This window comes from Mesorhizobium sp. WSM4842 (assembly GCF_055901575.1).
In genome coordinates this window covers 1,443,568-1,457,571 of the sequence record NZ_CM148372.1, presented here as the reverse complement: position 1 = coordinate 1,457,571, position 14,004 = coordinate 1,443,568, and the positions used below count along the sequence as shown (strand labels likewise).

Sequence of the window (14,004 nt, the reverse complement as noted above, 5' to 3'; positions counted from 1 at the left end):
GGCCTGTTACGGTTTTGAGATGGCGGTTGCGCCTAGCGGCGGTGGGCGCCTCCGGATCGGCTGCGCCTTGATGATGGCTGTGCTGGTTTCGGCCTTGTCGGCGATACGGTCGAGGAGCTTGTCGAGATCGCCGATCGAGCGAACGAACAGCCGGGCAACAAAGCAGTCGTCGCCCGTCACCTTGTCGCATTCGCCAAACTCCGGAATCTCCTCGATCAGCTTCTGGACGATATGCAGCTTGCCTGGCAAAGGCCGGATGCGAACGATCGCCTGCAGCGTGTAGCCGAGCGCTTGCGGGTCGATCTCGACAGTGAAGGCCCTGATAACGCCACGATCCTCCAGCCGTCGCAGGCGTTCCGCGACACTCGGCGACGACAGTCCTACCTGTTGGGCCAGTTCCTTCAATGAGGTTCGCGAATCCTTGATCAGGATTTCGAGAAGGCGTCGGTCCAGATCGTCCAGCATTTGACATTCCCAAGGAAAAGGCCGTCATCACCTTATTTAATTAGGCACGACTGGCATATCACCTGGCGCAAATTATAGAAAGCGCTGATGCGGCATGGAATTATCAACCATCAGCGTTTCGAGAGGCAATATTCATGGACAGCACGGTGCGCGGCACGATCGAAATGACGGCCGCAATGGCGATCCTCGGCACGATCGGATGGTTCGTCATCATGTCGGGCGAGCCCATCATGGACGTCGTCTTCTGGCGCTGCGCCTTCGGCGCGCTAACGCTGCTGATCATCTGCGCTGCCCTCGGGCTGCTGCGCGGCAGGCTGTCACTGCGCATCGTGGCGATCGCGGCTCTCGGGGGTGCTGCCATCGTCGTCAACTGGCTGCTGCTGTTCAGCTCGTTTTCCCGCGCCTCGATCTCGATCGCCACGGCTGTTTACAACACGCAGCCCTTCATGCTGGTCGGCTTTGGCGCGCTCTTCTTCTCAGAGCGGCTGACCATGACGAAGCTGGCCTGGCTTGGCATCGCCTTCGCCGGCATGCTGCTGATCGTGCAGGCCTCGCCCGATGTGGGCCCTAATACAGGCACAGGCAATGTCGGCACGGATTACTTTACCGGCATCGCGATGGCGTTGGCTGCGGCTTTCTTCTGGGCCGTCGCCGCCATCGTCACCAAGAAGCTCAAAGGCACGCCGCCGCACCTGATCGCCCTGATCCAGGTCTGCGTCGGCGTCGTCATGCTGGCGCCCTTCGCCAATCTTTCCCACCTTCCCGCCGATGCGTGGAGCTGGAGCATGCTGGCGACGCTTGGCGTCGTCCATACCGGTCTGATGTACATCCTGATGTACGGCGCCATTCAGAAACTGCCGACGCATCTGCAGGGGTCGCTGTCCTTCATCTATCCTGTGGTCGCGATCCTGGTCGATGTCGTCGCCTTCGGCCACCGGCTGCATCCGGCCCAGATCGTCGGCGCCGCCGCCATCCTGGTCGCCGCCGCCGGCATGAATCTCGGCTGGACACTGTGGAAATCGAAGGCCCCAGCCGAGAGCACCCAGGCAATCAAGTGAGGGAGGAACGCCGGACGACAATCCTGCGCCAATGATCCTGCCCCGCCCGCCTGTTCAAGGCCCGCACTTTGCTCTATGCCGCAATGCAACCATCTTCGCCCGGCATAGGCGAAAACCGGGATCGAAAACCAATGAACGACGCAAAGCCTCCAAATCGCTGCCGCATCGTGCTGATCGCGCCGCCCGGCGTGCCGGCTGAGCGCATCGGCGCGGCGTTCGAGGGCGGCGACGTCGCCTCGCTGATCCTGCCCGAGAACGGCATGGACGAGGCCTCCTTCCAGGCCTTCGCCGAACAGATCGTGCCGGCGGCGCAAGCCGCAGGCGTTGCCGTCGTCATTGCCGGCGACACCCGCATCGCCGGCCGCGTCCAGGCCGATGGCATCCATGTCGAGGTCGGCAAGGCCGAACTGGCCGAGACGATCGATCGCTTCCAGGCAAAAATGATGGTCGGCACCGGCGGCGCCAAGACCCGCGACGACGCGCTGGAACTCGGTGAGCTCCGGCCCGACTACATCTTCTTCGGCCGCTTCGGCTACGACAACAAGCCGGAGCCGCACCCGCGCAACCTGTCGCTGGGGCAATGGTGGGCGGATGTGATCCAGATCCCTTGCATCGTCATGGCCGGGTCCGACATCGCCTCGGTGGAAGCGGTAGCTGCCACCGGCGCGGAATTCGTGGCGCTGTCCAGCGCCGTCTTTGCCGACGGCGTCGACCCAAAGATGGCAGTCGCCAGCGCCAACGCGCTGCTCGACGAAACCGCGCCGCGTTTCGAGGACTGACGTGCCGGCGCGGACAATCCTTTTCAGTGCTTTGCTTGCGCCGCTCATGGTGGAGGCCGCCATTGCGGAAACCGTCCCATCGCCGCAACCGAAGCCCGACATCGGTGCAAGCACGGAAAAGCCGATCGCCACGCCGCTGCCGCAGCCCGCCACCACGGCGCCGCTGCCGTCGGCCGACGCCATCAATCCCGACCGCTTCGGTGCAAAGCCGTCGGATTCTGCCTATGGCGCCTTCCAGCGCGGCCTTTACAAGACGGCCTACAACCTCGCTTTGGTCCGCGCGCAAAACGGCGATCCGGCGGCGCAGACATTGATCGCCGAGATCTTGTCGCGCGGTCTTGGCGTGCCGGTCAACGCGGGGGAGGCGGCGAAGTGGTACGCGCTTGCCGCCGAGCAGGGCATACCGGAATCACAGTTCCAGTACGCGCTGATGCTGCTCGACGGCCGCTACGTCAAGAAGGACGAGAAAGGGGCCTACGCGCTGATGCAGGCCGCCGCCGAGGCCGGCAACCGTCTGGCACAGTTCAATTTCGCGCAGCTGCTGGTCCAGCAAGACCCCGGCGATGCCGGCATCGCAAAGGCCGTGTCCTACTATCAGCGCGCCGCCGCGACCGGCCTTGCCGACGCGCAGTATGCGATGGCGCAGGTCTATGCCAATGGCGTCGGCGGCAAGCCGCGCGACGATGCTCAGGCGCGAGGCCTGCTGGCGCAGGCAGCACGGCAGAACTACGATACGGCGCAGATCGATCTCGCTGCCTGGATGATCGAGGGGCGTGGTGGCGCCCGCGACCTGAAGTCCGGCTTCGGCTGGATGAAACAGGCCGCCGAGGGTGGCAATGTCGCCGCCCAGAACCGCCTCGCCAAGCTTTACATGGGCGGTATCGGCACCGATCCGGATCCGATCCTTGCCGGCGCCTGGTACGTCGTCGCCCGTCGCGCCGGGCTCATCGATCCGCAGATGGACGATTTTCTGCAGGGGCTGACCGACGACCAGACGAAGCAGGCGCTGCAGAGGGCGAACCGCCTGCCGTAAAGCGCCGCGGACAGTGAATATCTGGCAGCGGATGCTGACGAGGGGATGGCTCCGCCGTTACTCCCCCTCTTCCCCACTCACTTGCCTCCCCTGGCAATTTGTGGTCTTGGAGGCGCCAAATCGCTTTCACAGCGAAAATCTCATTCCGGATCACATCATCATGGCCAAGATCAATGGCAACGAAATCCGTCCCGGCAACGTCATCGAGCACGATGGCGGCCTTTGGGTGGCGGTCAGAACCAACGCTGTCAAACCAGGCAAGGGCGGCGCCTATAACCAGGTCGAGTTGAAGAACCTGATCAACGGCACCAAGCTCAATGAGCGTTTCCGCTCCGCCGAAACCGTCGAACAGATCCGGCTGGAGATGAAGGATTTCTCCTTCCTCTACGAGCAGGGCGAAGCGCTGGTGTTCATGGACACCGAAAGCTACGAGCAGCTTGAGTTGCAAAAGGATTTCGTCGGCGATCGCGCTGCCTTCCTGCAGGACGGCATGATGGTGACGGTCCAGCTCTATGACGAAAGGCCGATCGGCATTTCACTGCCCGACCAGGTGACGCTGACCATCACCGAGGCCGATCCGGTGGTGAAGGGTCAGACGGCCGCCTCATCCTATAAGCCGGCGATGCTGGAAAACGGCATCCGCGTGCTGGTGCCGCCGTTCATCGGTTCGGGCGAACGTATCATCGTCGACACCAACGAAATCACTTACGTGCGCCGCGCCGACTAAAGCGCCCGGCAGCAGGAAGAAGCGCAGCAGGAAGAAATACAATGGCGCGTTCCGCGATCCTCAATGTAATGGTCCAGGCCGCCATGAAGGCCGGCCGCTCGCTGTCGCGCGATTTCGGCGAAGTTCAGAACCTGCAGGTCTCGATGAAGGGCCCGGGCGACTATGTCAGCCAGGCCGACCGCAAGGCCGAAGAGATCCTTTTCACCGAACTGTCGAAGGCGCGGCCGGGCTACGCCTTCCTGATGGAGGAGCGCGGCCTGATCGAAGGCAACGACGGGCAGCACCGCTGGATCGTCGACCCGCTCGACGGCACCACCAATTTCCTACACGGCATTCCGCTCTTCGCCATCTCGATCGCGCTGGAGCGCCAGGGCCAGATCGTCGCCGGTGTCGTCTACAATCCGGCGATGGACGAACTCTACACCGCCGAGCGCGGCGGCGGCGCCTTCATGAACGACCGCCGGCTGCGGGTCGCCGGCCGCACCAAGCTGATCGACACGGTGATCGGCTGCGGCGTGCCGCATCTCGGCCGCGGCCAGCATGGCAATTTCCTGGTCGAGCTGCGCAACGTGATGGCCGAAGTCTCGGGCGTGCGCCGCCTCGGCTCCGCCTCGCTCGATCTCGCCTACGTCGCTGCCGGCCGCATGGACGGGTTCTGGGAAACCGGCCTGTCGGCCTGGGACGTCGCCGCCGGCATCCTGCTGATCCGCGAGGCGGGCGGCTTCATCTCCGACTTCGCCGGCGGGCAGAACATGCTGGATGGCGGCTCGATCGTCGCCGGCAACGAGATCATCCAGCGTGCGCTGTTGAAGACCGTCAGGAAGCCGGTGACGCCGCGCTAGGCTCTAGCGTGCTTGGCGCGCTGAACCGCCGCAGTCGCAAAACCGCAACCAAAGCTTGAAATACTGTCCGGCATCCGCCCAGATAAGGGATGCAGGATCATTCATGACGCACATCGGCCCCGAATCCCAGATCGAAATCCCCTTCATGGGACGCTGGCACTATTCGCGCGCTGAAACGATCGCCGACGGCATCGTCCATGCGGTGGGCATCGTGCTCGCCATTGCCGCCGGCTCGGCGCTGCTGGCGCTGGCCGCCTTCCATGCCGGTCCGGGTGAATATATCGCCGCCGCTTTCTACGTGGTTTCGCTGCTCACCGTACTGTCGGTGTCGCTGGCCTATAATCTGTGGCCGGTGTCGTCGCCAGCCAAGTGGATATTGCGGCGCTTCGACCATGCCGCGATCTATCTGCTGATCGCCGCGACCTACACGCCTTTCCTCGCCCAGCTCGACGGCTCGCCGCTGGCCATCTCGATGATCGTCCTGGTCTGGGTCGCGGCAGCGATCGGCATCGCCATCAAAGTGCTTCTTCCCGGTCGCTTCGACCGGCTGGCGATCGTCTTCTATCTCGCCATCGGCTGGAGCGGCATCGTTCTTGTCGAACCGCTCGTCCAGACATTGCCGACGACATCGATCGCGCTGATCGTGGCCGGCGGCATCGTCTATTCCTGCGGCGTCATCTTCTTCGCCTGGAAGGGCCTGCGCTTCCACAATGCGCTGTGGCACGGCTTTGTCGTCACCGGCGCCGGCCTGCATCTGGCCGCCATGGTCGACTGCCTGGTCATCAACCGACTCTGACGCCAATGGTCCGGTTGGCAATATTGCCAAGCGCCATTCAATTTGGTCACAATTGCGTTTAGAGTCGCCGTCAAACGTGAATTGGCGGCAGCGGCAGCGGCATCGGAAACGGGGCACGGATGGCTTTTCTCAAATCCTTCGGCATGGGCAGACGCTCCGACGTGCTGATGTACGATCCGCACAAATTGTCGAGCCCGCAGGTCTTTCTCCTGACCATGGTCATCTTCCTGATGATCGTCGCTTTCATCGCCGCCATCCTGACCCGTCAGATCTCGAGCGCCTTCACCACCAATCCCGGTCTCAACGGCCTGATCATCGGCGTGCTTGTGGTCGGCATCCTGCTGGCCTTCGTGCAGGTCGGCCGGCTATTTCGCGAAGTGCGCTGGGTCAACTCCTTTCGGGCCGGCTCCGAAACCACCGAACCGGTGCTACTGGCGCCGATGAAGGCGATGATCGGCCGCTCGTCGACGATCGCCTTCTCGACCAGTTCGATGCGCACCATGCTCGATTCGATCGCCACCCGCCTCGACGAAAGCCGCGATACCTCGCGATACCTTGTCGGGCTGCTGGTGTTCCTTGGCCTGCTCGGCACCTTCTGGGGCCTGCTCAACACGATCGGCTCGATCCGCGAAACCATCGAGTCGCTCGATCCCGGCAGCGGCGATGCCGCCGCCGTGCTCGAATCTCTGAAGCAGGGGCTTTCCGCGCCGCTGGCCGGCATGGGCACTGCCTTCTCGTCCTCGCTGTTTGGCCTGTCCGGTTCCCTGGTGCTCGGCTTCCTCGACCTGCAGGCTGGCCGCGCCCAGACACGCTTCTACACCGAGCTCGAAAACTGGCTGTCCTCGGTCACCGACCTGTCGTCCGATATCGTTGTCGCCGAACCGGCCAAGACCGAATCCTCCGACGAGATCCGCGTCCTGTCGGAAAGACTGCGCAGCATGCAGGAGAATGGCGGCGGCGCCAATCCGCGTGTCGCCACCGCCATGGCCAACCTTGCCGACGGCATTTCGGGCCTGGTCAAGAACATGCGCTCGGAGCAGCAGATCATGCGCGACTGGGTCGAGGCCCAGTCGGACGAGCAGAAGGCGATGCGCAATACGCTGGAGAAGATCGCCGACGCCCTGAAGAAGACTGGAGTCCATTAGCATGGCTCTCGCCAGGAGCCGGCGTACCGATCGCCGTATCGATTACTGGCCGGGCTTCGTCGACGCGCTGTCGACGTTGCTGCTGGCGATCATGTTCCTGCTCACGGTCTTCGTGCTGGCGCAGTTCCTGCTCGGCCGCGAAATCTCCGGCAAGGACACGGTACTCAATCGCCTCAATTTGCAGATCAACGAACTGACCCAGCTTCTGGCGCTGGAGCGCTCGACGACACAGGACAAGGAAGATTCGCTCGCCAATTTGCAGGCGTCGCTGTCGGCGTCGGAGGCGGAAAAGAGCAGGCTTGAGCAATTGCTGGCGCAAGGCGCCGGTGCCGGCGACGCGGCCAACCAGCGCGCCACCGCGCTTTCGGGTGAACTCGACAACCAGCGCCAGATCAGCCAGCAGGCGCTGAGCCAGGTCGAAATCCTCAACCAGCAGATCGCGGCGCTGCGCAGGCAGATCGGAGCGCTCGAAGAAGCGCTCAACGTGTCCGAAGCGCGCGACCGCGAGTCCAACACCAAGATCGCCGACCTCGGCCGCCGCCTGAACGTCGCGCTGGCCCAACGGGTGCAGGAACTGAACCGCTATCGGTCCGACTTCTTCGGGCGCCTGCGCGAAATCCTCGCCGACCGCGAGAACATCCGCATCGTCGGCGACCGCTTCGTCTTCCAGTCGGAAGTGCTTTTCCCGACAGGCTCCGAAGTGATCAACGACGCCGGCAAGGTCGAGATGAAGAAGCTCGCCGGAGCCATCATCGACCTGCAGAAGGAGATCCCGCCGGAGATCAACTGGGTGCTGCGCGTCGACGGCCACACCGACGACAAGCCGCTGTCGGGCACCGGCCGTTACCGCGACAATTGGGAACTTTCGACGGCGCGCTCGACCTCGGTGGTGAAGTTCCTGATCGAAAACGGCGTGCCGGCCAACCGGCTGGTTGCGGCCGGCTTCGGCGAATTCCAGCCGCTCGACCCCGCCGACACCGAAGACGCGCGCAACAAGAACCGCCGCATCGAGCTGAAACTGACCGAGCGCTGATCCGGGCTGGCCTCAAGGCGAACGCCCGGATTACGGCGGCAATGCGGGCTAGCAGGACCGCAACGCTCGCCACATTTCTCATCACCGTTCCGTTTGCTGGCGCCTGCGCCGCTTCGCGTGAGGCAGCTTGGACAAACAGATACAGAGCGTGGATACCGGAATCCGAGCCGCCATGCAGGCGAATCGGATCAAGCCGGACGAAGCGCATGGCTTGCGCACTCAGGTCTCTCAACGGCTACGGCCCAAAATATCCAAGCCGCTGAAATCATCTAGACAGCGCCGCGGTTTGATCTTGCGCATGATCCTTTTGATTTTTGCGCAAGATCCGTTCCGCACCGAAGGCCCGCGCAGCAAATCCCCGCATGAACCTCCCCAAAATCGATTCCGATTTTCGGGTCATGGCCCAGCCAAAGTACTGGAAACCAATGTGCCTATCGCCGACGGCCTTCAGGGTTGCCAATGCCTACGCATTGGTATCTTTTCCCGCCGTTCAGATTCAGCGGAACCCGCCATGTCCTTTCAAAAACTCGACGACCTCGGCCACAAGCTCGAAGCACTGGAGCATGCGCTCGCCATTCTCGGCGCCGACGAGGCGACCCACATGGCCGTCGGCGGCGGCGAAAAGCGCGCCGAGGCGATGTCGGCGCTGGCCGGCATGCATCACGCCAGAGCGACAGCGCCGGAGATCGCCGACTGGATCGCAGCCGCCGAACAGGAAACGCTGAACGAAGAACAGCAGGCAGCGGTCAAGGAGTTCCGGCGGCAATACACCAACCTGACCTGTCTGCCGGTCGAATTCGTCGAGCGTCAAACGACCGCGCGCATGCGCTCCGAGCAGTTGTGGCGCGACTTGCGTGCAAAGAATGACTGGGCAGGTTTTTTGCCGGCGCTCGAAGGCGTCGTGGCGCTGGTGCGCGAGGAAGCAGCACTTCGCGCCGACGTGCTCGGCCTCGATCCCTATGACGCGCTGATGGAGCAATACGATCCCGGCAACCGCGCCGCCGACATCACGCCGGTCTTCGCCGAGCTGAAGACCTTCCTAAGGGATTTCGTGCCGGAGGCACTGGCCGTGCAGGAAGAGCGGCTGGCGAAACATCCGCTGAAGCCGCTTTCGGGCAGCTATGCGATCGAAAAGCAGCGCGAGCTTGGCCTCACCATGATGGCGGCGGTCGGCTTCGACCTCACCCACGGCTCGCTGTCAGTATCACATCATCCGTTCTGCGGCGGCGTGCCGAGCGACGTGCGCATCACCACCCGCTACAGGACCTCCGATTTCCTGTCGGCGCTGATGGGCGTGCTGCACGAGACCGGCCATGCGCTTTACGAACAGAACCTGCCGAAGGCGTGGGCGCACTGGCCGCTCGGCAAGGCGCGCGGGATGGCCGTGCATGAAAGCCAGAGCCTGTTCGTCGAAAAGCAGATCGGCCGCAATCTCGAATTCTGGCGCTGGGCGCTGCCTGTGGTCGAACGGCACCTCGGCGAGATCTGGTCGATCGACGACATCCTGCCGCATGTGCATCGGGTCGAGCGCGGTCTGATCCGCGTCGACGCCGACGAGGTCACCTATCCGCTGCACGTCATCCTGCGCTTCGAGCTGGAGCAGGAGCTTGTCTCGGGGCGGCTGGAGGCGGCCGACCTGCCCGAGGCCTGGGACGCCAATATGCGCGACTATCTCGGCCTGTCGACCATCGACAACCCGGCCGACGGGCCGATGCAGGACGTGCACTGGCCGGGTGCCGCCTTCGGCTATTTCCCCTCCTACACGCTGGGCGCCATGATGGCGGCGCAGCAATGGGCGGCGCTGACCAGAGATCATCCCTCCGCCGACGAAGACCTCGCCAAGGGGAATTTCGCGGCGATCAACGACTGGCGCCGTGAAAAGATCTGGTCGCAAGGCTCGCGCTGGTCGACGCCCGAACTGCTCGAACGCGCCACCGGCGAGAAACTGAACGCCGCACATTTCACCGATCACCTGAAGAAGCGCTACGGCGCCTAGGGCCGCCCCCTCCGACCCGTCCCGCCTGACCGATCATTGGTGTTCTCCAGAGATACCGCATGATCCGCCGTTCTCGGTCCCCGCCAAACCACCCTGCCTTGCAGGACGCAATTTACTTTTCCATCACTAATGGTGTTCGACTGTAATCTGGCGGGGCGTACAGGGGATGGGACGGGCAGGGCACTTTCAGGCGGCGACAACAGTGGTCGCCAGACTCACTGTATTGGCAAGACTCACTGTATTGATTGTCATTTGCACGGTCTGCTGGCCGGCCATGGCCGGTACGAACGTGCACAAGGGCAGCCTTGGCAACTGGATCGAGCAAGTCGCGCTTCCCACGGCCGATCCGCAATTCGACAGCCAGATCAAGAACGGCATATCCAACCTGCTGTCGGATTTTCAGATCCGGAAGCGCCCTGGCGGATTGGAGATCTTCGACCGCTATGCCTACAAGATCGTCGACCGCACTGGCCTGGAACGCGGCGCTGCCATAAGTTTTGAATTCGATCCTGCGACGTCCGAGGTCACCGTGAACTGGATCGACATCATTCGTGACGGCGTGGTGATCAAGCACCTTTCCGATGCTGAGTTCGACGTGTTTCGGCGCGAGAGGGATGCGGAGAAGGGCCTCTTCGATGGTTGGCTTACCGCTTACGTCAACATCAACGATGTCCGGGTCGGAGACATCGTCGACTATGGCAAGACCACGGTCAGGACTCCGATCATCGGCACGGATCTTCTTTTCCATTCCTTTGCCGTGGCTTGGGACGAACCAATCGCTCTGATCCGCGAAAGAGTGACGTGGCCAACCGTGCAGCCCCTGAATTTCCGACAGGTCAGGACGGACATGCGCCCGGATGTCGAGTCCACGGGAGAAACTTCCACCTATCTTTGGCAAAGCGCCAACCCGACTCCGGTGAAATCGCAGGAATATCTGCCGCCGGACTTTCGCACATATCCATCCATCGAAATCTCCTCGACATCGAATTGGCAGGATATCGTCGACACGGTTCTTCCGTATTATCGGCTGGACCAGGAACTGCCGGCAGAGTTCGCATCGAAGCTCGATGCCATTGCCGCCAACTACGATGCGCCCGAAGACAGGATGATCGAGGCAATGCGGTTGGTCCAGGACACCATCCGCTATGTCAGCCTGTCCATGGGCCGTGGTTCCTATATCCCGCGCAGCCCGACGACAGTGGTGGCAAGCGGCTTCGGCGATTGCAAGGACAAGGCGCTGCTTCTCGCCTCCAGCCTGCGGCGACTGGGAATCCAGGCGGACGTGGCTCTCACGGATGTTGATGAAGGGCTTGCTCTCGCCACGATACTTCCGACGATAAGGGCGTTTGACCACATCATCGTAAAGGTCGTCATCGACAGCCAGAAGTACTGGATCGACGCGACCAACTATCTTCAGGGAGGCAGGCAGATAATCTTGTGCCGCCCGACTACGGCTTTGCGCTGCCCATTGCCGCCGACAACGTGGGGATGGAAGAGATCGACCGAAACGAGCTCTACCAGCCGACCACCTTTGTGAACGAGGTATTCGATTTTCCCAAACGCAAGGGCGAGCCGCTCAAACTGACGGTTACCACTACCTATTGGGGCGCGGATGCCGATAGCATGCGCTATAAGCTTGTCTCGCAATCGGCGGCAAAGATCGCGGACGACTATCTCAAATATTACAATCGCCAGTATCCCGGGATGAAAAGCCTGGGGCCGTTGGTGACGAACGACAGCCGCGACAAGAATCTGGTGTCGGTAACCGAATCCTACGATCTGTCGGCAGACGATCTCGACGCCGATAACCTCGCCAAGGAATTTGCTCTGAAATCGGATGTCGGCATCAGATATCTGCCGGAGCCCGACCTCCTCGAAAGGAGCGCGCCAATCTGGCTAGGCAGCCCGATCTTTCGACGACACCGGTGCACGGTCAGAAATCTGAAGGCCCACTTCGTGGGCCCCGAGGACAATGACGACGTGATTACGCCCTACGTTGCATTCAAGGCTCGTTGGACGAGCACCTCCACCGAATTTCAGGTCGACTGGTTTCTCAAGACCATCAACGGTCAGGTTCCCGCCAAGAGCATCGGCCCCTATTTGAAATCCCTCAAGAAGATCAACGACAACTCGGCTTGGATCTACAATTTCGCCTATTCGGACGCCGAAGCGAACTGACGCCAGTGGAAAGGCCTACTCCGCGGCACCCTTGAAAGCATTCGCCCCGGTTTCGAACTGCAGCTTGGCCAGCCGCGCATAGATGCCGCCCTTGCCAACGAGGCTCTGGTGGGTGCCTTCCTCGACGATGCAGCCGCCATCCATGACCAGGATCCGGTCGGCCTTCAGTACCGTCGCCAGCCGGTGGGCGATGACGATCGTGGTGCGGTCCTGCATCAGCCGCTCCAGCGCCGTCTGCACCAGCGTCTCGCTTTCGGCGTCCAGTGCCGAGGTTGCCTCGTCGAGCAGAAGGATCGGCGCATCGCGCAGAATCGCGCGGGCAATCGCCACGCGCTGGCGCTGGCCGCCGGACAGCGTCACGCCGCGCTCGCCGACCTGGCTGGCATAGCCTTTTTCGAGCTTCAGGATGAACTCGTCGGCAAGCGCATCCTTGGCCGCCGCCTCGATCTCGGCGTCGCTGGCGTCCGGACGGCCGAAGCTGATATTGTCGCGCGCGCTGGCCGCGAAGATGGTGACATCCTGCGGCACGATGGCGATGCGCTCCCGGATCGCGGCAGGGTCGGCCTCGCGCACATTGACGCCGTCGATCATGATCTTGCCGGTCTCGGGGTCGTAGAAGCGCAGAAGCAGCGAAAAGACGGTGCTCTTGCCGGCGCCCGACGGGCCGACGATCGCCACCGTCTCGCCGGGCTTGACCTGGAAACTCAGACCGTGGACGGCGGCGCGGTCGGGCCCAGCGGGATAGGAGAAGGACACGTCGTCGAAACTTATTGCGCCTCTGGCCGTCGCCGGCAGCTGTTTCGGATGCGCTGGGGCCTGGATCGCGGGCTTCTCGGCCAGGATCTCGGTCAGCCGTTCGGCAGCACCCGCCGCCTGGGAAAGCTCGCCCCATACTTCCGACAGCGCGCCGAGCGCGCCGGCGGCGAACACCGAATAGAGCAGGAACTGGCCGAGCGTGCCCGGCGACAGCGTGCCGTCGAGCACGTCGCGCGAGCCGAACCAAAGCACCGCCACCACCGAGGAAAAGATCATGAAGATGGCGAAGAAGGTGAGGAAGGAGCGGGCAAAGATCGAAGATCGCGCCGCCTCGAACGCGGCTTCTACGGCAGATGAAAAATGCCCGGTGACGAGCTTCTCGTTGGTGAAGGCCTGCAGCGTGCGCACCGCGCCGATCTGCTCGCTGGCATAGGCCGTGGCGTCGGCCAGCGTGTCCTGCGCCAGCCGCGATTTGCGCCGCACCGAGCGGCCGAAGGCGACCAGCGGCAGCACGATCACCGGGATGGCGGCGATGACAAGACCCGACAGCTTCGGGCTGGTGAAGACCATCATCGCCACGGCGCCGAGACCCAGGATGACGTTGCGCAGCGCCACCGATGCGGTGGCGCCGACCGCCGACTTGACCTGCGTCGTGTCGGCGGCGAGCCGCGAGACGATCTCGCCCGACTGGGCGGTATCGAAGAAGGATGGCGACAGCGTCGTGACATGGCGGAACACGTCGCTGCGGATGTCGGCGACGACGCGCTCGCCCAGCGTGATGACGAAATAGTAGCGGCTGGCTGACGCCGCAGCGAGCAAGGCAGCCATCACCACCAGCATGGCGAAGTACTCGGCGATGAAACTGGAATTGGAGGCGGAAAAGCCGTGATCGATCATCCGCCGCACGGCCAGCGGCAGCGCCAGCGTCGTCGCCGCAGCAATGGTCAGCGAGACGACCGCGCCAATGACCATTTTCCGGTAGCGGGTGATGTAGGGGAACAGGCGCCGCAGCGGCTTGAGCGAGCGCCTGCGCTCGTCTGCATCGCCGCTGGTGTGCGCCATGACCGTTTCCTCTGGCTCTTCTGGGCATGCGCTTCAATATGCGCTTACCGCGGCCTTGTGATTCAATTCCGGCTGATGTATAGGCTCGCCGACCGTTTTTAAAAGCCGTGGCTCCTCAATAGCTGCGGCTTCGA

General features: G+C 62.8%; 13 protein-coding genes. 11 read left to right on the top strand and 2 right to left on the bottom strand.

Annotation, left to right across the window (positions count from 1 at the left end):
* Nucleotides 1–6: 6 nt before the first annotated feature.
* A complete protein-coding gene (locus tag AC0NIE_RS06905) occupies nt 7–465 on the bottom strand; it encodes an Lrp/AsnC family transcriptional regulator (protein ID WP_473486335.1) in 459 nt (152 codons plus the stop codon).
* A gap of 134 nt (nt 466–599) precedes the next feature.
* Between AC0NIE_RS06905 and AC0NIE_RS06900 the strand changes: the two genes are divergently transcribed.
* The 11 genes from AC0NIE_RS06900 to AC0NIE_RS06850 all read left to right on the top strand — a co-directional run bounded on the left by AC0NIE_RS06900 (nt 600) and on the right by AC0NIE_RS06850 (nt 12,052).
* Nucleotides 600–1,523: a DMT family transporter gene (locus AC0NIE_RS06900; RefSeq protein ID WP_473486334.1), complete on the top strand. Its 924-nt coding sequence runs from the start codon at nt 600–602 to the stop codon at nt 1,521–1,523.
* Nucleotides 1,524–1,654: 131 nt separating this feature from the next.
* The gene (locus AC0NIE_RS06895; RefSeq protein WP_473486333.1) at nt 1,655–2,302 is read left to right on the top strand and encodes a thiamine phosphate synthase; all 648 of its coding nucleotides are present in this window, start codon (nt 1,655–1,657) and stop codon (nt 2,300–2,302) included.
* 46 nt (nt 2,303–2,348) lie between these two features.
* Complete coding sequence (locus AC0NIE_RS06890) at nt 2,349–3,335, top strand: tetratricopeptide repeat protein (RefSeq protein WP_473486384.1); 987 nt, start codon at nt 2,349–2,351, stop codon at nt 3,333–3,335.
* Nucleotides 3,336–3,495: 160 nt separating this feature from the next.
* Nucleotides 3,496–4,062, top strand: a complete 567-nt coding sequence (efp, locus tag AC0NIE_RS06885) for an elongation factor P (RefSeq protein WP_023800001.1) — start codon at nt 3,496–3,498, stop codon at nt 4,060–4,062.
* A 41-nt stretch (nt 4,063–4,103) separates the two neighbouring features.
* On the top strand, nt 4,104–4,904 hold the full coding sequence (locus AC0NIE_RS06880; RefSeq protein ID WP_473486332.1) for an inositol monophosphatase family protein: 801 nt from the start codon (nt 4,104–4,106) through the stop codon (nt 4,902–4,904).
* Nucleotides 4,905–5,007: 103 nt separating this feature from the next.
* Nucleotides 5,008–5,700: a PAQR family membrane homeostasis protein TrhA gene (gene trhA / locus AC0NIE_RS06875; protein WP_473486331.1), complete on the top strand. Its 693-nt coding sequence runs from the start codon at nt 5,008–5,010 to the stop codon at nt 5,698–5,700.
* Nucleotides 5,701–5,819: 119 nt separating this feature from the next.
* Nucleotides 5,820–6,845, top strand: coding sequence for a MotA/TolQ/ExbB proton channel family protein (locus AC0NIE_RS06870; protein ID WP_473486330.1), 1,026 nt, complete (start codon nt 5,820–5,822; stop codon nt 6,843–6,845).
* A gap of 1 nt (nt 6,846) precedes the next feature.
* Nucleotides 6,847–7,878 (top strand): peptidoglycan -binding protein, encoded by a 1,032-nt coding sequence (locus AC0NIE_RS06865; protein WP_473486329.1) that lies wholly within the window; start codon nt 6,847–6,849, stop codon nt 7,876–7,878.
* Nucleotides 7,879–8,389: 511 nt separating this feature from the next.
* Nucleotides 8,390–9,874, top strand: coding sequence for a carboxypeptidase M32 (locus AC0NIE_RS06860; protein ID WP_473486328.1), 1,485 nt, complete (start codon nt 8,390–8,392; stop codon nt 9,872–9,874).
* Nucleotides 9,875–10,148: 274 nt separating this feature from the next.
* Entirely contained in the window at nt 10,149–11,411 is a 1,263-nt protein-coding gene (locus tag AC0NIE_RS06855) for a DUF3857 domain-containing protein (protein WP_473486327.1), read from the top strand.
* Complete coding sequence (locus AC0NIE_RS06850; RefSeq protein ID WP_473486326.1) at nt 11,363–12,052, top strand: hypothetical protein; 690 nt, start codon at nt 11,363–11,365, stop codon at nt 12,050–12,052. Before AC0NIE_RS06855 ends, AC0NIE_RS06850 begins: the two co-directional genes overlap by 49 nt.
* 15 nt (nt 12,053–12,067) lie before the next feature.
* On the opposite strand, the gene AC0NIE_RS06845 is transcribed toward AC0NIE_RS06850, so the two are convergent.
* Nucleotides 12,068–13,870, bottom strand: coding sequence for an ABC transporter transmembrane domain-containing protein (locus tag AC0NIE_RS06845; RefSeq protein ID WP_473486325.1), 1,803 nt, complete (start codon nt 13,868–13,870; stop codon nt 12,068–12,070).
* Between the last annotated feature and the right edge of the window lie 134 nt (nt 13,871–14,004).